18 protein-coding genes are annotated in these 20,602 nt (G+C 44.0%); 10 read left to right on the top strand and 8 right to left on the bottom strand.

Translation table 11 applies throughout. The features are described from left to right. Positions 1 to 135 precede the first annotated feature (135 nt). Complete coding sequence (locus tag LQ216_RS09350) at positions 136 to 1,428, top strand: DNA polymerase IV (protein ID WP_230129031.1); 1,293 nt, start codon at positions 136 to 138, stop codon at positions 1,426 to 1,428. 103 nt (positions 1,429 to 1,531) lie between these two features. Beyond that, positions 1,532 to 2,944 (top strand): NADP-dependent phosphogluconate dehydrogenase, encoded by a 1,413-nt coding sequence (gndA, locus tag LQ216_RS09345; protein WP_230129030.1) that lies wholly within the window; start codon positions 1,532 to 1,534, stop codon positions 2,942 to 2,944. Positions 2,945 to 3,829: 885 nt separating this feature from the next. Here gndA and LQ216_RS09340 read toward each other — a convergent pair. Continuing rightward, on the bottom strand, positions 3,830 to 4,003 hold the full coding sequence (locus tag LQ216_RS09340) for an asparagine synthase (RefSeq protein WP_230129029.1): 174 nt from the start codon (positions 4,001 to 4,003) through the stop codon (positions 3,830 to 3,832). Positions 4,004 to 4,113: 110 nt separating this feature from the next. Between LQ216_RS09340 and LQ216_RS09335 the strand changes: the two genes are divergently transcribed. Then, positions 4,114 to 4,584 carry a GNAT family N-acetyltransferase gene (locus LQ216_RS09335; protein ID WP_230129028.1) on the top strand — a complete coding sequence of 157 codons (471 nt, stop codon included), beginning with the start codon at positions 4,114 to 4,116 and terminating at the stop codon, positions 4,582 to 4,584. 344 nt (positions 4,585 to 4,928) lie between these two features. Here the strand turns inward: LQ216_RS09335 and zwf are convergent, their stop codons facing one another. Beyond that, positions 4,929 to 6,425 (bottom strand): glucose-6-phosphate dehydrogenase, encoded by a 1,497-nt coding sequence (gene zwf / locus LQ216_RS09330; protein ID WP_230129027.1) that lies wholly within the window; start codon positions 6,423 to 6,425, stop codon positions 4,929 to 4,931. 261 nt (positions 6,426 to 6,686) lie between these two features. Between zwf and LQ216_RS09325 the strand changes: the two genes are divergently transcribed. Beyond that, complete coding sequence (locus tag LQ216_RS09325; protein WP_230129026.1) at positions 6,687 to 8,207, top strand: amidase family protein; 1,521 nt, start codon at positions 6,687 to 6,689, stop codon at positions 8,205 to 8,207. 98 nt (positions 8,208 to 8,305) lie between these two features. After that, a complete protein-coding gene (gene rnz, locus LQ216_RS09320) occupies positions 8,306 to 9,238 on the top strand; it encodes a ribonuclease Z (protein WP_230129025.1) in 933 nt (310 codons plus the stop codon). Between the two features lie 179 nt (positions 9,239 to 9,417). Here the strand turns inward: rnz and LQ216_RS09315 are convergent, their stop codons facing one another. The 3 genes from LQ216_RS09315 to LQ216_RS09305 are packed head-to-tail and all read right to left on the bottom strand — an operon-like array spanning position 9,418 to position 11,695. Next, complete coding sequence (locus tag LQ216_RS09315) at positions 9,418 to 11,064, bottom strand: b(o/a)3-type cytochrome-c oxidase subunit 1 (RefSeq protein WP_230129024.1); 1,647 nt, start codon at positions 11,062 to 11,064, stop codon at positions 9,418 to 9,420. After that, entirely contained in the window at positions 11,054 to 11,545 is a 492-nt protein-coding gene (locus LQ216_RS09310; protein WP_230129023.1) for a cytochrome c oxidase subunit II, read from the bottom strand. Before LQ216_RS09310 ends, LQ216_RS09315 begins: the two co-directional genes overlap by 11 nt. A gap of 24 nt (positions 11,546 to 11,569) precedes the next feature. Further along, positions 11,570 to 11,695 carry a cytochrome c oxidase subunit 2A gene (locus LQ216_RS09305; protein WP_230129022.1) on the bottom strand — a complete coding sequence of 42 codons (126 nt, stop codon included), beginning with the start codon at positions 11,693 to 11,695 and terminating at the stop codon, positions 11,570 to 11,572. A 401-nt stretch (positions 11,696 to 12,096) separates the two neighbouring features. Here LQ216_RS09305 and LQ216_RS09300 point away from each other — a divergent pair, with 401 nt between their 5' ends. Beyond that, a complete protein-coding gene (locus tag LQ216_RS09300; protein WP_230129021.1) occupies positions 12,097 to 13,614 on the top strand; it encodes a glycosyl hydrolase family 18 protein in 1,518 nt (505 codons plus the stop codon). Positions 13,615 to 14,366: 752 nt separating this feature from the next. Here LQ216_RS09300 and proC read toward each other — a convergent pair. After that, entirely contained in the window at positions 14,367 to 15,218 is an 852-nt protein-coding gene (gene proC / locus LQ216_RS09295) for a pyrroline-5-carboxylate reductase (RefSeq protein ID WP_230129020.1), read from the bottom strand. 614 nt (positions 15,219 to 15,832) lie between these two features. On the opposite strand from proC, the gene LQ216_RS09290 reads away from it, so the two are divergent. The 3 genes from LQ216_RS09290 to LQ216_RS09280 all read left to right on the top strand — a co-directional run bounded on the left by LQ216_RS09290 (position 15,833) and on the right by LQ216_RS09280 (position 18,319). Continuing rightward, positions 15,833 to 16,792: an MBL fold metallo-hydrolase gene (locus LQ216_RS09290; RefSeq protein ID WP_354958765.1), complete on the top strand. Its 960-nt coding sequence runs from the start codon at positions 15,833 to 15,835 to the stop codon at positions 16,790 to 16,792. 14 nt (positions 16,793 to 16,806) lie between these two features. After that, entirely contained in the window at positions 16,807 to 17,598 is a 792-nt protein-coding gene (locus LQ216_RS09285; RefSeq protein WP_230129018.1) for an SDR family oxidoreductase, read from the top strand. A gap of 193 nt (positions 17,599 to 17,791) precedes the next feature. Then, on the top strand, positions 17,792 to 18,319 hold the full coding sequence (locus tag LQ216_RS09280; protein ID WP_230129017.1) for a DUF3221 domain-containing protein: 528 nt from the start codon (positions 17,792 to 17,794) through the stop codon (positions 18,317 to 18,319). A gap of 48 nt (positions 18,320 to 18,367) precedes the next feature. Here the strand turns inward: LQ216_RS09280 and LQ216_RS09275 are convergent, their stop codons facing one another. Then, positions 18,368 to 18,694 (bottom strand): YolD-like family protein, encoded by a 327-nt coding sequence (locus tag LQ216_RS09275; protein WP_230129016.1) that lies wholly within the window; start codon positions 18,692 to 18,694, stop codon positions 18,368 to 18,370. Continuing rightward, positions 18,691 to 19,956 carry a UV damage repair protein UvrX gene (locus LQ216_RS09270; protein WP_354958762.1) on the bottom strand — a complete coding sequence of 422 codons (1,266 nt, stop codon included), beginning with the start codon at positions 19,954 to 19,956 and terminating at the stop codon, positions 18,691 to 18,693. Before LQ216_RS09270 ends, LQ216_RS09275 begins: the two co-directional genes overlap by 4 nt. A gap of 306 nt (positions 19,957 to 20,262) precedes the next feature. Here LQ216_RS09270 and LQ216_RS09265 point away from each other — a divergent pair, with 306 nt between their 5' ends. Then, a complete protein-coding gene (locus LQ216_RS09265; RefSeq protein WP_230129015.1) occupies positions 20,263 to 20,592 on the top strand; it encodes an iron-sulfur cluster biosynthesis family protein in 330 nt (109 codons plus the stop codon). The last annotated feature ends 10 nt before the right edge of the window (positions 20,593 to 20,602 follow it).

The raw sequence follows: 20,602 nt of genomic DNA, 5'->3' as shown, positions 1-20,602 counted from the left end.
AGTGCAACTACGTCTAACCTCCGCCTTACGGCTCGTCAATCGACGAACTTTCTTTACATTCAAGAGTAGGAGTGTGTCTACCGACTCGTTTTGGTACAATAGAAGTAAACGGAATTTGACAAGGAAGTGACCGGCGTGAATGACATGTATCCTAAGAATGGCAGGGTTATCCTTCATGTAGATATGAATAGCTTTTACGCCTCGGTTGAAATGGCTTACGATCCCTCTTTAAAAGGTAAACCGCTCGCAATTGCCGGAAATCCGGAAGAAAGGAGGGGCATCATCGTAACCTGCAGCTATGAGGCAAGGAAATACGGAGTAAAAACAACGATGCCCCTCTGGGAAGCTAAAAAACTATGCCCTCAGTTGATTGTGATGATGCCTAATTTCGAAAGATATAAGAAAGCTTCACTGGCTATTTTTGAGCTTTTCCGTGGGTATACGGAGTTGGTAGAGCCTGTTTCAATAGATGAAGGATATCTTGATATTACAGACTCAGGTGACATTGGTTCGCCGATCGAAATTGCTGAAAGCATCCAAAAGCGAATCTTTGAAACGATGGACCTGCCATGCAGCATTGGGGTCGCTCCAAACAAATTCCTTGCCAAAACAGCCTCTGATATGAAAAAACCGATGGGCATCACCATTTTGCGAAAACGCGACGTCCCGATCAAGATGTGGCCGCTTCATGTTGGTGAAATGCACGGAATCGGCAAGAAGACAGCTGAAAAGTTGGAAAACATCAGTATCAGCACGATTGGCGATTTAGCGAAAGCAAATGAAATTCAACTGAAACAGGTGTTGGGTATTAACGGTCTCCGCCTGAAAGAGCGTGCGAACGGAAACGATCAAAGACGAGTCGATCCCGAGTCTATTTTTGAACATAAAAGTATTGGCAATTCAACCACGTTGCCACATGATTCCACTAACCAAAAAGAATTGATCGATATATTAAGAAAGCTGTCAGAAAAAGTTGCTCTTCGCTTGAAGAATAAAGGGCTGGTTGGCCAGAAAATCGGCGTGACCATTCGCTATAAAGACAGAAGCACGATCACAAGAAGCCGAATTGTCGAAAATCCTTTTTCGGGAGCGGACGAAATCCATGACATGGCAGTTCGGCTTTTTAAGAAGCATTGGAAGGGAGAAAAGATCAGGTTGCTCGGGGTGACGGCCTTTGATGTCACCGAAAGAGAAACAGCCTTCAAGCAGCTTGATTTATTTTCCTATCATAAGGATGCCGAAAAGGAGCCTTTATATAAAGCTTTAGACCAGTTACAGAGCAAATATGGCAAGGATATCATTACAAAAGGGCCTTCTGAAATGAAAAATTCCCCGGTTGTGGCTGAGACCAGTTTTGGTAAAGACTTTTTTGATAATTTCGGTTTAAAGGACAGGAACATTCATGATTCAAAAAAAGAAAATAAATAATAACAGGTTAACGGGTAAAATATAAAGGAAAAAGCATGATGTTTGAACATGGTTGAGATAGTTGATATAGTAATCCGATAAGGTAAAGAAGGGAAGGGAATCCATGTCAAAACAGCAAATTGGTGTAGTCGGACTTGCCGTAATGGGTAAGAACCTCGCGTTTAATATTGAAAGCAGAGGTTATTCTGTTTCGGTATACAACCGTTCAAGGGAAAAAACGGATGAGATGATGAGAGAGGCACAAGGTAAAAACGTGGTTCCTACATATAATGTCGAAGAGTTTGTTTCTTCGTTGGAGAGTCCTCGAAAAATCCTGTTAATGGTCAAAGCCGGCGGCCCAACTGACGCCACAATCGAGCAGCTTAAGCCTTTGCTTGATAAAGGTGATATCTTAATCGACGGCGGTAATACATTCTTCAAGGACACACAGCGCCGCAATGAAGAGCTTAGTGCACTTGGCATTCATTTTATCGGTACTGGCGTTTCCGGCGGTGAGGAAGGTGCATTGACCGGTCCTTCGATCATGCCTGGCGGACAAAAGGAAGCGTATGAACTAGTTGCGCCGATCTTAAAGGATATCTCTGCCAAGGTAGATGGAGACGCATGCTGTACATATATTGGTCCGAATGGTGCCGGTCATTATGTAAAAATGGTCCATAACGGAATTGAGTATGGAGACATGCAGCTTATCTCAGAATCGTATTTTTTATTAAAAAATATCCTTGGACTTTCCGCTGAAGAACTTCACAGCGTATTCGCCGATTGGAATCAAGGCGAGCTGGACAGCTATCTCATTGAAATTACCGCTGATATTTTTAAGAAATATGATGAGGAAACAGGCAAGCCGATGGTTGATGTCATCCTCGATAAAGCTGGCCAAAAAGGCACAGGCAAATGGACAAGCCAGAGTGCTCTTGACCTTGGCGTTCCACTCCCAATCATTACAGAATCCGTGTTTGCCCGCTTTATCTCTGCCCTTAAGGACGAGCGTGTTGTGGCAAGCAAACTTCTAAGCGGACCTGAAGCAAAGCCGTTCTCCGGTGATCGGGACGGATTCATCGAGAGCATCCGAAAAGCACTATATATGAGTAAAATTTGTTCATACGCACAAGGCTTTGCTCAAATGAAAGCTGCCTCTGAGGAGTACGGCTGGGATCTTCGCTACGGGGAAATTGCAATGATTTTCCGCGGAGGCTGTATCATTCGGGCACGATTCCTGCAGAATATCAAGGATGCTTATGACCGCGATGGCCAACTGAACAATCTGCTTCTCGATTCGTATTTCAAAGAAATCGTTGAAAGCTATCAGGGAGCTCTTCGTGAAGTAGTATCCACAGCAGTCATGAACGGAATTCCGGTTCCTAGCTTCGCTGCTGCGCTTTCTTATTACGATAGCTACCGCACGGAAACGCTGCCTGCCAACCTGATCCAGGCACAGCGTGATTACTTCGGGGCGCACACATATCAGCGTGTCGACAAAGAAGGAACTTTCCATACCGAGTGGATGGAGAAATAGGTTTTAGGTTTTATATAATGACGAAAACGGACTAATCTTAGAGGTTAGTCCGTTTTTTTGGATATAATTCTAGGAGTGGCCGTTACTTCATGGTGATTATTAGAAGCGATTATGGATTTGTGCTCGATAATCCGAATTTGTGCTCGATTATCGGAATTTGTGCTCGATAATCTGGATTTGTGCTCGATGATCTGGATTTGTGCTCGATGATTTGATTTGTGCTCGATGATTTAGATTTGTGCTTGATAATTTAGATTTGTGCTCGATAATTTGGATTTGTGCTCGATGATCTGGATTTGTGCTCGATGATCTGGATTTGTGCTCGATAATCGGAATTTGTGCTCGATAATCTGGATTTGTGCTCGATAATCTGGATTTGTGCTCGATGATCTGGATTTGTGCTCGATAATCGGAATTTGTACTCGATGATCTGGATTTGTGCTCGATAATCGGAATTTGTGCTCGATAATCTGGATTTGTGCTCGATGATTTAGATTTGTGCTCGATGATCCGGATTTGTGCTCGATAATCGGAATTTGTGCTCGATTATCGGGATTTGTGCTCGATAATCGGAATTTGTGCTCGATAATCTGGATTTGTGCTCGATGATCTGGATTTGTGCTCGATGATCTGGATTTGTGCTCGATAATCTGGATTTGTGCTCGATGATTTAGATTTGTGCTCGATAATCTGGATTTGTGCTCGATAATCGGAATTTGTGCTCGATAATCGGAATTTGTGCTCGATAATCCGAATTTGTGCTCGATAATCTGGATTTGTGCTCGATAATCGGAATTTGTGCTCGATAATCCGAATTTACGAGCTATTATAAAAAATACAGAATTTCGGACAGTAAAAGGAGCACAGACCTGTGCTCCCCCATTGTTAACGACGATGTTCAACAAGGTCAATGACGCCAAGAACCACATGTGCCAATCCAAATCCGAAAAGGGTATTGGCAACCATCTTATTGGAACCCCGGTTCTGTTTCATTGCATAACCAGCAGCTGTTACAGCAGTACCTAAAGCAGTAGGAATCAAGCCTTCACGAACGTCCATGGTTATATCCCTCCATCGAAGTCAGGTTCGGTAAAAGATTACCATTGTTAGTCTTGCCGAAGCAGGTAGAAGTATGTACCGAAAATCCACACAAAAGGAGTGAACAATAAATGAACATGCGAAATATAAAGGAAGCTGATTACCCAAACATTACTTCTCGATTGAATGAGTGGTGGGGCGGGCGTGAGATGTCTTCTTTGCAGCCCAGGCTGTTCTTCCAACATTTTAATGATACGAGCTTTATAATGGAAAGTGATAAAGAGACAGCCGGTTTCATCGTTGGTTTTCTCTCACAGACTGAACCAAATACAGCCTATGTGCATTTTGTAGGGGTTAACCTCAACTTCCGCAAACAAGGCATTGGTAAACAACTGTATGATCGATTCTCAAGTTCAGTTGCTGCAAAAGGAGTGCGTAAGATAAAGTGCATAACATCGCCGGTTAACCGGAATTCGATAGCCTTTCACAGTCAGCTTGGCTTTATGATTATTCCCGGAGATAAAGAGATAGATGGGATTTCGGTACATAGCAATTACGATGGAAAAAACGGGGACAGGGTCGTTTTTGCGAAAGAAATTTAGTCAGAAAATCCTATGGAAAATAGTCCATATCGGATTTTCTTTTTTTTGTCAAAAAAGATACCCTTAAAGAAAATGTTCAGATGATATTTGATGATTTCCAACATAAGCTGATAAGACAAAAGGGAGAGGATGAACATGCCGATGCTGTGGATTCTTGTATCTATGTTTCTCTTTTTGATCATCCTGGAGTCAGGCGTGTCGTTTTGGATGAATAAGGGAACCGCTAAAAAACATTCATCAAGACACAGAGAGATTCTCGATTCAATTAGAGGGAAGATTTTCAGAAAAAGCGCTTCCTAGAAAGGAAAAGGATATCCCGATCGGGATATCCTTTTTCTTTAGCGTCATTCTTCAAGGTCAAGATTTTCGACAGGCCACCAGAAATGTTCGTCTTTTTTCAGCAGTTCGTCAGCGCAATCCGGTCCGGTTGTACCGGATTTGTAGTTGGGGAAAGTGCTGTCTTTTGTCGTTTCCCATACCTCGGAAATCCTGTCGACAAATTTCCAGGATAAGGCCACTTCGTCCCAATGGGTAAAGTTCGTGGCATCGCCTCGCATGCTATCGAACAGAAGCTTTTCATAAGCCTCTGGTGTGTTAAGTTTGTCGCTGCTTTTATTTGAATAGGACAGCTGTACCGGTCTCGATCTCATACCATTTCCTGTTTTTCTAGCGTTCAGGAGGAGGGTGATGCCTTCCTCAGGTTGGATGTGGATGACTAGGAGGTTAGGGTGAAGCGTTTCTCCCGTTTTGTAATACAAATTCATCGGAATGTCCTTGAATTGGACCACAATTTTCGTTGATTTAATGTCCATCCTTTTCCCGGTACGAATATAGAAAGGTACCCCGGCCCAGCGGAAGTTATCAATCATCAGCTTGCCTGCGACGAATGTTTCCGTGTTTGACTCGGAATCAACCATTTGCTCTTCCCGGTAACCAGGCACATTTTGCCCATTCATTGTGCCTGAGCCATACTGGCCACGCACAAAATATTGATTCACTTCTTCCGCAGTCATCGAACGAAGGGAACGAAGCGCACGCACTTTCTCGCTGCGGATTTCCTCGGTAGTCAACCGGATTGGCGGTTCCATCGCAAGCAGCGCGACCATTTGCAGCATATGGTTCTGGACCATGTCGCGTAATGCCCCACTCGTTTCATAATAACGGCCGCGTTCCTCTACACCAAGCGTTTCACTTGAGGTCACCTGAATATTGGAGATGTAGCGGCTGTTCCATAATGGTTCAAAAAGAGCATTGGCGAAACGGATGACTTCAATATTTTGTACCATCTCCTTGCCGAGATAGTGGTCAATCCGATAGATTTCGTCTTCCTCAAAGGCAGTACGGATCCGTTTGTTAAGCTCCAAAGCACTTTCAAAGCTGTGTCCAAACGGTTTTTCGATGACAAGTCGTTTATAGCCGGGTGTGTCAGTGAGACCTTGCTCTCTCACCTGCTCTGCGATTGTTCCGAAGAACTCAGGAGCCATGGCAAGATAGAAGACACGGTTGCCTTCAAGCTGATAATGGCTATCTAAACGGTCTGCGATCTCCTTCAACTGTATGTACGATTCGGAACTGGTCACATCATGCGAATGATAAAAAAAATGAGAGGCAAATTCGTCGATGTTTTCCTGTTCATTGGTGAAGGTTAGAATCGAGTCCTTCACATTGGCTTGGAATTCTTCATTGGTAAGATGCCTTCTTGCCACGCCGACAACGGCAAATTTATCTATCTTTTCTTTCTGAAATAATCGATAAATGGAAGGAAATAGCTTGCGCTTAGCCAAGTCCCCGGTTGCTCCGAATATCATGATTAGTGCGGACGGTTTATTATTTTGAACCACAGGTAAAACCTCTTTTCCTCATCAATTGCTTCTGAAAAAATACTCTTACAATATATAATTTGTTAAACAGTAACGCAAACATATTGCATATATACTTATTCTTTTTCAAAGAAATATAATCTATTCAACGATTCCTGATGAATAGATTAAAACTTCCCCGTATATGTAAATAGGTTTTTCGGCCTATGAATTTTGACTTTTCTGATAAATCATTTATATTTAATTAAATAGAATAAAATAATGTATATCGGGGGATTTGCGATGATGGGTTTTCACTATCGGGATTATGATGCGCTGGGGCTTGCGGAATTGCTTAAAGGAAAGGAAGTTCAGACCCAAGAGATATTGGAAGAAGCAATCAAACAGATTGAAGCGATAAATCCCAATTTGAATGCGGTTATTAATAAAATGTACGAGCAGGCAAAAGCTGCCGTCCGTACACTTGATATGAATAACACTTTTGCAGGCGTGCCCATGCTTCTAAAGGATATAACCCAGGAAATTGAAGGAGAAAAGATTACATCGGGATCAAAATCGTTCCAGGATTATCTGGCCGTTCGTGATGCCGAATTTGTACGAAGAGTCAGGAACACAGGAGCTGTTTTTCTGGGACAGACGAACGTGCCTGAATTTGCTTTGATGGGGATTACGGAGCCTGCTTTTCACGGGCCAACGAGAAATCCTTGGAATATAGGGCATACACCCGGTGGTTCTAGCGGTGGATCAGGGGCGGCAGTCGCATCGGGCATGGTGCCGATTGCCGGAGCAAATGATGGAGGAGGCTCCATTCGGATACCTGCTGCCTATTGCGGCTTGTTTGGATTAAAGCCAACAAGAGGCAGAACGCCTGCCGGACCGAAATTGGGCCGTCAATGGCAGGGTGCCTCCTCAGACCATGTCCTAACCAGAAGTGTGCGAGACAGCGCGGCGATGCTCGATCAAATCGCCGGATATGAAAAAGGAGCTGCTTTCCATGCTCTCCCGTTTGATGGATCGTACTTGGAAATTGTCCAAAACCCAACAGAAAAAAAATATAGAATCGCCTTTTCCACTGAATCCCCGATAGGAACCGAGGTGGACCCTGAATGCATCGAAGCAGTGAGAAAAACGGCTAAATTGCTGGAATCGATGGGGCATACCGTCGAGGAGAAGAATCCATCGGTTAATGGGAAGCGGCTCGCGAATAGTTATATGATGATGTACTTTGGAGAAGTGGCCGCAACCATAAACGATCTCGAACTGCAGCTGGGGCGTAAAGTCAAATTCGATGACGTAGAACCAACGACATGGCTTTTGGGCCTTCTTGGTAAAGCGGCAAGCGCAGAAGAATTTGTTCTCGCTTTACGGGAATGGGATAAGGCTGCCTTTGAAATGGAAACCTTCCATGAAACCTATGACTTGTATATGACCCCAACGACTGCGTTTCCGCCAGCGAAAATCGGCGAGCTGAATTCAAGGGGAGCGGAAAAGGTGATGCTTGACATTATCGGGAAGCTTGGCGCTGGAGGGCTGGTCAAAAAAAGCGGGATGGTTGATAAAATCGTAGAAAACAGCTTAAAGCGGACACCGTTTACCCAATTAGCTAATCTGACCGGCCAGCCGGCCATGTCCGTTCCGCTTCACCTTACTGCGAACGGATTGCCTTGCGGGGTACAATTCATTGCCGGGAGGGGGCGGGAGGACTTGCTGTATGAATTAGCAGCCCGGCTTGAGACTTTAGAAGAGTGGATTGACGTAAAAAGAAATCCAATGTTTTTGGGGGAGCCAATAAGTCGGAAATAGAAATGTTCTTATAAAAAGAAGAGAGAATCGTTCACTTAAGCGAATTCTCTTTTTATGATATAGTGGTTCCATACATATAGTAGGCGGAGGTAGTGGACGTGGATTTTGTTTTTTTAGGGACAGGGGCGGGAATGCCGGCGAAGGCAAGAAATGTATCCTCGATTGCCCTGCAACTCCTTGAAGAGAGGGGAGCAGTGTGGCTGTTCGACTGTGGCGAAGCGACTCAGCATCAAATTCTGAAGACGCCTGTGAAGCCTGGCAAAATCGAGAAAATCTTTATTACCCATCTGCACGGGGACCATATTTTTGGATTGCCCGGCTTACTTGGAAGCCGTTCATTCCAAGGAGGCACGGACGAGCTTACCGTATACGGCCCAGCGGGAATAGAGGAATTCATTACGACCAGCCTTCGGGTGAGTGGAACTCATTTGAAGTACCCGCTTAAGATCGTTGAAATTACAGAGGGCATTGTGTTTGAGGACGAACAGTTTACGGTAACAGCACTGCCGCTTGATCACGGTATTATGTGTCTGGGCTACCGGATTGTTGAGCACGACCGTCCAGGAAGTCTGCTTATCGACAAACTACGCTCAGAGGGAGTAAAGCCTGGTCCCGCCTTCAAGGCATTAAAGAAAGGCGAAACGGTCCGGCTTGAGGACGGCAGGGTTCTGCACGGAACCGATTATCTGAATCCTCCGCAAAAGGGCCGGATTATCACGATTCTTGGCGATACACGAACCTGTGACAATGCCTTAATCCTGGCCGGGGATGCCGATTACCTTATCCATGAAGCGACATTTTCAAAGCATGAACCTGAAATGGCACATGATTATTACCATTCGACAACTACACAGGCGGCCCAAACCGCTAAACAGGCTAATGCCAAACAACTGATCTTGACTCATATAAGTTCGAGATATACGGAAGAAGATGCGAAAATGCTGACGGCAGAAAGCAGAGAAATTTTTCCGGAAACCGTTATCGCTGAGGATTTGCTTAGTATCAAAATTCCGCTATATCCGGGGAAATGAAAGTAAAAAAGCCCTCTTAATTGAGGGCTTTTTCATACTCTAGCAATCAATTCATATTTTCTTCAGGTGTTGTCACTTCTACCGCGATAATAATCCCAACAACCGCAACGATTACTAAAGAGAGCACGATTAAAAACATTTTCTAACGCCTCCTTATTTAAGAAGTTTTTGATGAATTATTAAAACAGCTTAAATCCTTTTGAACCAGGTGGTGCGTGTTCGATCATATTCATGAATGGAATCGCATAAGCAATCAAAATTAGCGCAACCAATACGCCGATCCAGACATACCAGTTTTCGAAAATGGCCGGTGTTTTCCCTGAATGCTCGGAAACTTCAGCAACCGGGAATTCTGTTTCCCCTTTCGGAGCAAAGAACAGCAGCTGTATGAAGATGTAAATCATTAAGATGATACCGATGAATAAGATGCTGCCGCCAATCGCCTGAAGAATCTGGTAAGGGACCCATTCGGTTGCCTGAGCGCTGCCGCCGTATGTTGAATAAGCAGAGCGTCTTGGCGCTCCGAGTAGACCTTGGAAATGCATCGCTCCGGACATAATCGTCATCCCGACTGTCCAAACGATGGTTTGGACGATGCCTAAGCGGTTGATGCTTTTTGTAAGTGTCCTTCCTGTAAGAGAAGGGATGAGCCAGTAGCAAATTCCAAAGAACGTCAACAATACCGTTGTCGCCACTGTTAAATGAAAATGTCCTGTAACCCAAATGGTGTTGTGAATCACCTGATTCATTTGGTGCGATGCGTTGATTAAGCCGCCCGCGCCGCCCGGAATAAAGGCCAGCATCCCGACAAAAGGAGCAAAGAAACGGACATCTCCCCAAGGAAGGGTTTTGAACCAGCCGAATAATCCTTTCCCGCCGTTTTTCCTGCCTGCTATTTCAAAGGTAGCGAACATGGAAAATGCCGTCATCAATGATGGAATCACGACCATAAAGGTGAGAACAACCTGGACAAACTTCCATCCCGGGTCTATGCCGGGTTCTGTTAATTGATGGTGAAAACCGACTGGAATCGAGAACAATAAGAATAAGATAAATGATAGCCTTGCAAGTGAGTCCGAAAAAATCTTGCCCCCGATGATTTTAGGAATGGACACATACCAAACCATATAAGCAGGCAACAGCCAGAAATAGACAAGAGGGTGACCGAAATACCAAAACAATGTTCTGCTGACCAACACATTGATTTCATCGGTTATGCCCAGTGACCACGGGATAAATTGGATTAATACAGTCGCAGCCACTCCCAATGTCGCCACAAGCCATAAAACCATCGTAATCACGGCCATAAAACTGAGGACGTGCGGCATCTGGCCTTTATTTTCCCGCTTCCACCTGATATATTTGGCAAACATGCTGAAACCACTAACCCAGCTACCAACAACAAGTAGAGCAAGACCGATATAGAAGCCTACGTGAGCCATAAGCGGTGCATAGAAGGTATATAAAACAGAGGCCTCTCCGATTAAAATGTAAAAGGCTGTAAGAGCGGTTCCCACAGTCATGAGCCAAAATCCAACCCAACCTGTTATTCTTTCCCCTTTTGAAAAAGTGCCGCTTGTCTTACTGATGCTCGCAAACAGAAATCCGATAATGAAAAATGTAGTTAATACAAGTCCTAATAAAACTCCGTGTACCGTCAACAACTGGTAGTACCCAATTCCGGCGGGCAATTGATAAGATCCAGAACGCACGAGCGTCTGAAGCAACCCGCAAAGTCCGCCTAAAAGCAGTGCTGCGAAAGCGACATAAATATGGGCCAAAGTCAGTTTTGCGTCATTTTTATCAATCCCTAATTTACTTTGCATTGTCTGTCACCTCGATTGTTCCGTACATCATGTGATGTCCTGTTCCGCAATATTCATTACACACGACAGTAAACTTTCCCGTTTTTTCATGGGTGACCGCTAATTCACTCACATAGCCCGGTTCTACTATCATGTTTACATTCGTTCCTGCTACAGAAAATCCGTGAACCACATCAGTGGTGGCTACTTTGTAAGTTAATTTTGCTCCCTTAGGGATCGTGATCGTCTTATCATCTTCGCCCAAGTCATAATTAAAAGCGGAAGCGACAATGACCAATTCATATTCGTTTTCTCCAGTCTGATGAAGCCCTGGTTTTGTAAATGGAGCTGTTTCTTTTACCTTTTCCGGATCGATCATATGGTGTCCGCTTGGCGGATGATTCCCCATAGAAAAAGCCTGGACCCCGACAATTGTTAAAAATAAAATTAATGAGCCGGTACCAAATAGAAGCCAAATCTTTTCAAACTTATGGATTTTCATATTTTTCACCTACTTGTCTATGTATTATCTTGAAAGAAATAAAGCGTAAACACTAAACCAGGAGACGATAAGAAACACTCCCAATATCATGACGGAAGCGAGTGTACCTTTTAGCGTATCTTCCTTCTCCTCTTTCTTGTTTTTGTCCAATTTAATCACCTCTTTTTTTAAGGCTCTGTTAAATTCCATTGTTGATTTTCAAATGGTCATGGAATCTACTCGCTTTCCGCGGACGAACTGTCAAGCCTCCTCACTCGTACCTCGCTGCGGGGTCTTGCCAGCCCGTTTTTCCGCAGGAGTCTCGCAGATTCCCTTCCCAAAAACAACATTATCGTTTAACAGAGCCTTTTTTTAAAAAAGTATACTGTTTACATGTTTAATTTTACTATTGGCACATATTGCAAGTTATCTATATTATTTACAATAATGTGAACGCTTTTTTACAATAATGTGAACGTTGTTCATGCTTCCACAAAGTACCTCTATCCTTCTAGCTTTTCCGGATAGTAAACTATTAAAGTTGTTAATAAACTTTGAGGAGAATAGAATAAGTGAAAAAGTTCTTTAGCTTTCTTATCATTTTAAACTTTCTTTGTATAAGTCTTGTTCCTATTAAAGGGGAAGCGGCAAATCATACTCTTTCCATTGGTACTGTTAAAACAGACAATGCGAAAGTATACAGTTCACCTAAACTGGGTTCTCCCGTTTTATCGGTCTTAAAAAAAGGGGAGCAATACCCAATCATCTCTTCGGCAGCGGGGGATTCCGCCAGTAGCGTCATTCATACAGTAGTCTCCGGCAACACATTATGGATTATCGCTAATCAATATGGGGTTACCATAAACGAGCTGCAAAAAGAGAACAAATTAACCACCACTAAAATCAGTGTTGGTCAAAAGTTGAAAATACCGCAGAAATATCAAGTCCATACGGTTGTATCGGGTGGGACGCTATGGAAAGTTTCAACAAAATACGGGGTCGCAGTCAGTGACGTAACGAAGCTGAATAACTTACGTTCCACTAAACTTTCCGTTGGCCAAAAAATCAAGATTCCGGATTATTATGCCCAGGTTCAATTACTTGGCGGTAAAAAAGGCTGGATGAAAAAGTCCCTTCTTCAGACCAAGGCACAAAAACGGATCGTCATGGGATGGAATTATAATGGGACGACAGACAGCTACATTCAACAACTAAAACAACCAAATTTAAATGTTGTATCGCCTCGCTGGTATACATTAAGCAGCACGGATAATGTAGTTGCGGTTTCTGTTGATTCACGGTATGGACAAGCCGTCCATGCCCAGGGGAAACAACTTTGGCCGTTATTCGGCAATAAATTTGACCCTGTATTAACCGATTCTGTGCTCAGCAATCCACAGAAGCGTCAAAAATTAATTTCAACGCTAAGAGATTCACTCGTGCAAACCGATAGTGATGGAATCAACGTTGACTTTGAAAATATCAATATCAAAAACAAGCAGGATTTTGTAGTTTTTATCGGTGAACTTAAAAAGGCTCTTCAGCCACACGGGATCATCGTGTCTGTGGATGTGACCCGGGAAAACGAAGACCCGTTCTGGTCCGGAAGCTTTGACAGAAGGGAGCTTGGCAAGATTGCCGATTATATCGTGATGATGGGATATGACGAACATTGGGGAGGAAGCCCAAAAGCAGGATCTATAGCCTCCTTGCCTTGGACAAAAGAAGGAATCGAGCTCTTGATGAAAGAGGTACCGTCCCAGAAGATCATTCTTGCTGTACCATTCTACACCCGGGAGTGGGTTACGAATCTATCAACAGGAAAAGTAACCAGCCATGACCGGACGATGGCCCAGGCGAATCAAATCATTTCATCCAAGGGCCTTCAAAAGGTGTGGGATCAAAAAACCTCACAAAATTATGTGGAATATGCAGCGGGTGGAGAAAAGCATCAAATATGGCTGGAAGACCAAAAGTCAATCGGCCTTCGCATGAATTTGGTTAAACAAAATCACTTGGGTGGGGCAGCTGCCTGGTATATTGGTTCGGAAACAGCTGATATCTGGGGCGTGTATCATTTTAATAATTAAAGACAAAAAAAGACCGTTGGTGCGGGAATGCCAACGGTTTTTAATAGGCAAAGTTAGAAGTAATCCACCAGAGCTGGTTAACGCTATGGTGGATTATTTTTTGGGAGATTAGTAATTACAGGAGAGCTTTCGCGATTCTCTGCAATGGCTTTGTAAATACTTGTTTGAATGGATAATTATAAAATCCTATAATATGGCTTCAGGTGGTATAATGAAAAGAGCAATAGAATAGGTGTCTCAATGGTGGTCAGCTCATCCCCGGTTAGAAAGGGGGTGGTGCTGTATGACGGTTTTTGAAGCTTGGATGTTTGCTTGTGCTTTTGCGAGCTTGATCCTTGCTGTACTGTCATTTAATAAGAACCACAAAAAATAATCCACCCTTGAGCTAGACGGCTAGTGGTGGATTATCTTCCCTATTACGCTGATCCCCCTTGAAGGGAACCTCTACCTGAGAGACGTTTGGTGCTCCAACACTAAACGGTCTTTTTTAATATATGCAATACTTTTGTTCTACTATACCCTAGATTTCCGAAAAATCAAACAAGCTATGCTTTGTCATTTCCAGAACAAAGTCGAGCGGAAAACTCTTTCTTTTGTTTACTTGCAGTCTCCATGATCCAGGCCTATCTGGGATTTCTGGATGACCACAATGAGTCTTTGTCCCCTTATTTAGTGAACCCGAGATATATTGTTTCTGTTTTTCGAGTTTTGTATGGTATTTTAATTAAAGTTAAATGGACTTTACTCAGCGGTCAAACCTCCCGGAGCACTGTACCCTTTGATATCTCCTGGCTGATTTGCTTTCCCATTCGTTTGGATTGCTGTGCTGCTTCCTGAATGCAGGAGATGAACGCTTCTTGTACACCGTGCGCTTCAAGTACTTTAATCCCTGCTTCCGTTGTCCCTCCTGGGGAGGTGACCTCTTTACGAAGAATGGCCGGGGTTTTGTCTGAGTTGCTTAGCATTTCAGCGGCGCCGATCAACGTCTGGATGATCAATTGTTTTGCGGTTTCCCCGTCCAAACCAATTTTCACCGACGATTTCTCCATCGCTTCCACGAGATAATAAATATAAGCAGGACCGCTTCCTGATAAGCCGGTGACCGCGTTCATTTGTTCTTCCGCAACGATTGCAACTGAACCGATTGTTTCAAATAATTGGCAGGCTCGTTCAAGATCGTCCTGTTCCGTGTATTGATTGACGGCAAGCGCAGTTGCGGACTGGCCGACTGCAGCCGATGTATTCGGCATCGCCCGGATGATTGGAATTTCTTTGGAAATAATCGCTTCAAGGCTTGAGATATTCACGCCTGCTGCTACCGATATAAATAGCATGTTTTCAGTGATATGAGACTTCACCGCATCCATTGCCGCCAGCACATCCTTCGGTTTAACTGCGAGCACGACAATTTCCGCTCCATCCAGCAGTTCAGTGGTGGATCTGCATACAGTCACGCCATAGCCCTTTTGTAACGAAGACAGTCTCTCCTCGTCAGACCTGTTCGCTATATGAATGTCTCCGGGTTTTGTGACACCCCTTGTGATCATTCCTGATATGATGGCCTCGGCCATTGAACCCGCACCAATAAATGCGATTTTCCTCATGAATATCCCTCCTTTTTCGAAAAGCGTAAGCACCTTGTTCAGCCACCTCATAGGATGGGCCTGCCCTCCGGAGAGGACCTCGAGGCCGACTAAATTCGGCACTTCGTGTGGCGACGCGTGGCACTAGTACGTCCTGTACGTCGGGGCTAGGTGCTGAAGCTAGACATCAGTCAAGCTTAAAATTAATAAAAATAAAAAGACCCCTCATCCAATAAAGGACGAAAGGTCTAGCTTCCGTGGTACCACCTTTGTTCATCTTTCATGACGAAAGATGCAGCTCAAAATCCGTTATCGCCGGAATTACGTTAGGTTTGCCTAAAGGCTCATAAGGTAGGTTCAATAAACCAGAGGGCGGTGAAGCCTTTCAGCCGCTGAGCTTCACTCTCTTTCGCCATATTTTATCTACTGGCCTTATTTTCATGCCGTGCCGTATAGTTTATTAGTGATTATGGAGGATAGACAAGCCTGCTGTCAAGTTTATTTTTTGAGAAAAATCAAAAAATTCTATCATCGAGCTACGTGAAAATAATGACAATTATCCATCATAGAGGTAAAATATTTACTATTACATCGTTTTCTATATAAATATAATAATTCAAGGTGGATAATTGACTATGTGGAAAAATAATATTGCTAAAATTTCCTTGCCGACCCCGTTTGCGGTAGGAAATGTAAATGTGTATCTCATAAAAGGCGATACATTGACATTGATTGATACAGGCTTGCAGACCGAAGATGGGAAAGAAGCACTTGAGCAGGGGCTCCGAGAGCTTGGTTTGAAACTGGGTGATATAGAACAAATCGTATTAACGCATCATCACCCTGATCATGCAGGCGGTCTTGGTTTTTTTTCTGAGGATGTTCCAATATACGGTCATCCTCATAATCAGAGATTTCTGCTTATGACTGATGATTTTATGGAGGAGCACGAAAAATTTTATCTCGATTTTTCATCACAGCTAGGGGTTCCGGCCGAATACAGATCATTGATTACGCAATTCCGCCGATCCGCCAAGTATATTAGCCCGCGTACGCTTCGTTCCGGCCTTCTGGAAGGTGGCAGCATACCGGGTCATCCGGATTGGAAAGTGATCGAAACTTTTGGTCATGCCCAAAGCCATATTTCTCTTTACCGTGTAAAAGATGGCGTGATGATTGGCGGAGATCATCTGCTCGAAAAAATATCGCCCAATCCACTAATGGAGCCTCCAATCGAAAAGGGGAGCGAACGGCCAAAACCGCTGTTGCAATACAATCAATCTTTAAAGAAATGCCTTGAATTATCAATAGACATGTTGTACACAGGCCATGGAAATGAAGTGTTTGACGTTCCGGGATTGATCAAAAAACAAATGGAACGGCAGCATGAGCGGGCAATGAAAGTTAAAAAGATGCTTGAGGAAAAGCCTTCAACAGGCTTTGAAATATGCAAGCAGCTTTTCCCTAGTGTTTACCAGAAGGAATTGGGACTAACGCTTTCAGAAACAGTCGGGCAGCTTGACTATTTAGAGAATCTGGAAGAAATCAAAGCAGATACCAATTCAGGAACAATTGTTTATTCTGTCAACCAATGATGGAGGTGAGCCGTGTGAACAGGCTGAAAGGCAAATGTGTGGTCATTACCGGAGCTTCAGGCGGGATTGGCAGGGAAACGGCAATTCGCTCTGCAAGGGAAGGCGCACGTGTCGTCCTTCTTGCTCGAAGCATTGATAAATTAAATGAGCTTAAAAAGGAAATCACAGCGCAATATCAGACAGAAGTGTTCGCTTTTAAACTGGATGTATCGGATACGATTGCGATCAAACGGGTATTTGAAGAGATTGAGGCAACCGCCGGGGATATTGATGTGCTGATCAACAACGCGGGCTTTGGCGTTTTTAAAGAAGCCCATGAAGCGGACCTTGAGGAAACAAAAGCGATGTTCGATGTAAATGTTCTTGGCTTGATTGCCTGTACCCAGATGGTTCTTCCTTCCATGAAACGGCGGCAAACAGGGCATATCATTAACATTGCTTCGCAAGCCGGGAAAATCGCCACGCCCAAATCGGGTGTCTATTCGGCAACGAAACATGCGGTACTTGGCTACTCGAACAGTCTCCGGCTTGAGTTAATGAAAGACCATGTTTTTGTAACAACCGTTAATCCGGGACCAATTGCGACAAACTTTTTTAATGTCGCGGATGAATCGGGCACATATGTGAAAAACGTCGAAAGGTTCATGCTGCAGCCTGATTATGTCGCCGGGAAAATTGTCGCCGCGATATTTACGAAAAGACGTGAAATCAATCTGCCAGGCTGGATGAACCTCGGAAGTGTTTTTTATACGCTGTTCCCAAGGACGGTGGAAAGACTGGGGAAAAAGGCGCTTTTTAAGAAATAGTAAAAAGATTGTCCTTATAAGAAGGGATATTCTGAATTTGTTGTGTAACTAATGCACTTGTATTGTAACCACTTCCGAGATTTTTCGTCAGATAGAGAGCGTAGACTTTCCTATCTTCATAAGGGCAACTACACCTAATCTGCGCTTATGGCTCGCCAATTCTTTATCTTTTGTGCTGGAGGGGAAGAAATTGATGGCAAGGGTTATTTTGTTTCTGCATGCATTTGTTTATATCCTGCTTGCCGGCTGCAGTCTGGAGTTTGGAACGGATAACGAAGCAGTCAGCATCGGGGAAACCGGATTCATCACGGACGTGGCAGACGGAGAAAGCGTACTCATTAAAAATACATACTACACACTATCGGAAAATACGTCCCTAAAAGATTCGAATGGGGAGGAACTGAGCTTTAAAGATTTAGAAATAGGCATGAAGGCAAAGGTGTGGTATGAAGGGGACCTGAAAGAGTCCCTTCCAAGCCGGGCAGATGCGAAACTGATTATGATCCAGAAAGACAGACAAAGTTTGACGGAGCAGAAAGTTGTCGCATCGGCTATTTCTTTCCTACAAGAAGGTGAAAGTCAGCGCTTTTTTGTCAGAAAGCTTACCTATCTGGCCGCAGAAAAGGCCTACCAGCTTGAAATGATGAGCCGGTCGAACACGGATGCTTCTTTTTTCGTGACCGTTGATGAGCTTACCTATGAAATTTTATATCAGGATTGAAACTTACTAAAGCCCCTGGTGTGGGACCCAAGGGCTTTACGTTTATTTTCAATCAATCTCTATATTAAGGATATCCTCAAACGATATATGATGATCTTCGCCTGAATCGTCCATAACCCAGATCACTTTAACAAGCTTATTAATTTTGGCTATTTGCCCACTCACAGAATGAAATCGATGATGCCGGTAAAAGGTCACCTTAACATTTAATGTGTGACCCAGCGCTACGCGCATAATGTCGTTTAACTCTTCCAGCTTCTGTTCGTCAAGCTTTGGCTTCGTGACGTGCTTTTGTTCCTCATAAAGATCGGCAAGCATTTTCTTATGTTCGGGTAACATCATGGCCGTCCACTTAATTGAACCTCTATCCCTCATGCGCGGTGCCCTCCGATCTTCTTGCTTCGTTCAAGGGCGACGCCGGCATCCGTGTAACTGCGTGCCCGCAGAATGGCCGTTGAACCGTATTTAGCCCGAATGCTGTCCATCACATAACCTAGCTGGTGTTTTCTCTCGTTGTTTTCAAACAGGTCGAGCTGGGCGCCATCGTCGGGACTTAAGTTATTAAGTGAAAGGTGGACAGAACGGATGATGCCTCCGCTATGATTCTCCTTGAACAAGTCCATACAGATTTTGTAGACATCAAGGGTGACGTTTGTCGGCAGGTCAATACTCCGGGACCGGCTAAAACCACCCCCGTCCTGGTATGTGGAGTAGCCGATGCCGAAATGGATCGTGCGGCCACTCATGTTAGCGGTGCGGGCGCGCCGACATACTTCTTCCGCCAAATCGAGTAAGACTGCCGGTACCTCGTCACCGGAATAGTCTCGCAAAAGGGTGATGCCGTGTCCGTATCCTTTTTGCTTACTGTGAGTGTTATCTCCCGGATTCCCTAAGACAGGGGAAAGGTCAACGCCCCAGGCATGGTACCATAATTGTTCTCCTATGATGCCATATCGTTTCTGTAAGATGGAAAGGGGATACTGGGCGAGGTCACCCAGTGTGACGATCCCCTGACGGTTCAGGTTTCCTTTCATCCGGTGGCCAATACCCCAAATTTCCTCAATCGGTAAAGGCCAAAGCTTTTCTTGGACATCTTCATATTGGCATTCGACGATTCCTTCCTTTTTGGACTTCGTATCAAGAATGACCTTTGAGAGAAAGCGGTTGGGGCCAATGCCGATGCAGCTAGGCAGGCCAAAGTCCTGTAAGATCGCCTTTTGGATCATCTCGGCAACCTCGAATCGATTCCCAAACAAAGCCCGGGTGCCATCAGCCGTGAGCCAGAATTCATCAATCGAATATTGATGAATCGCTTCCATGGGGACGAATTCATTCATTCGCCTTGTAATGGCGGTCGATATTTTTAAATAAAGGCCCATGTTTGCTTCAACCACGCGAATACGAGGGTCGTGAGTCGGGATATCAAATAAACGGCTGCCTGTTTTAATGCGATAGTGCTTTTTCATCATCGGTGAAGCTGCCAGGACAATGCTTCCTGATCGTTTTTTGTCCCCGACGACTGCCACAAAGGCAGTCAATGGATCCAAGCCAAGAGTGACGGCTTCAACTGAAGCAAAGAATGATTTTATATCAACGCAAAGAACATTGTTGCGGGGAAGGGTTGAGTAATCGATCATGGCGTTACCCACACTCCTTCATGAACGGGTCTCTGTAAAATGATTTTAATGCCATTTTTTTTATCTCTGTTGACATTCATGATTATGCACCCCTGTATAGTACTTTTGTTCTATTATATGCGAACGTACGATCTATATTCAAGATTTAAATGATGGAAGTAAGAACAAATGTTTCATTTTTTGTATGGAGATAGGGAAATTTAATGGTAGGAAAATCTCCAGAGGATGATAATCAGATAAATTAACAGGATGCATTTCTTTCGGTATAATGATAATAGGGTTTCCTGAAGAGAAAGGGGATTTAAGATGAACATAGAGTGGACTGAAGGAGCGATTAAAAAAGCTTCCGAGAACGTGAATGGACAAAAGGGATATCTTACATTAAAGTACAATACGGACGGATGCGGCTGTGTTGTCAGCGGGGTAACAGCCCTTTGGTTTGCCGATGAGTTTGAGCAGAATAGTGAAAAAATAGAAACGAATTATCTGCCGGTTTATATAGAGAAGTCCAAAATGATTTTTATGGACGACGTGATGAAAATTGATTTTGTACCAGAGGCAAACAGCTTTCAATTAAAAAGCCCAAACGGGATGCTTAATCCGCGCATGAGCTTTTTTGACCGGACAGCAGGATAAAATGAAACGG

Origin of the sequence: Bacillus sp. CECT 9360, from assembly GCF_918741275.1 — a bacterium.
Lineage (GTDB): Bacteria > Bacillota > Bacilli > Bacillales > DSM-1321 > Peribacillus.
This window is presented reverse-complemented; position numbering and strand designations above follow the sequence as displayed.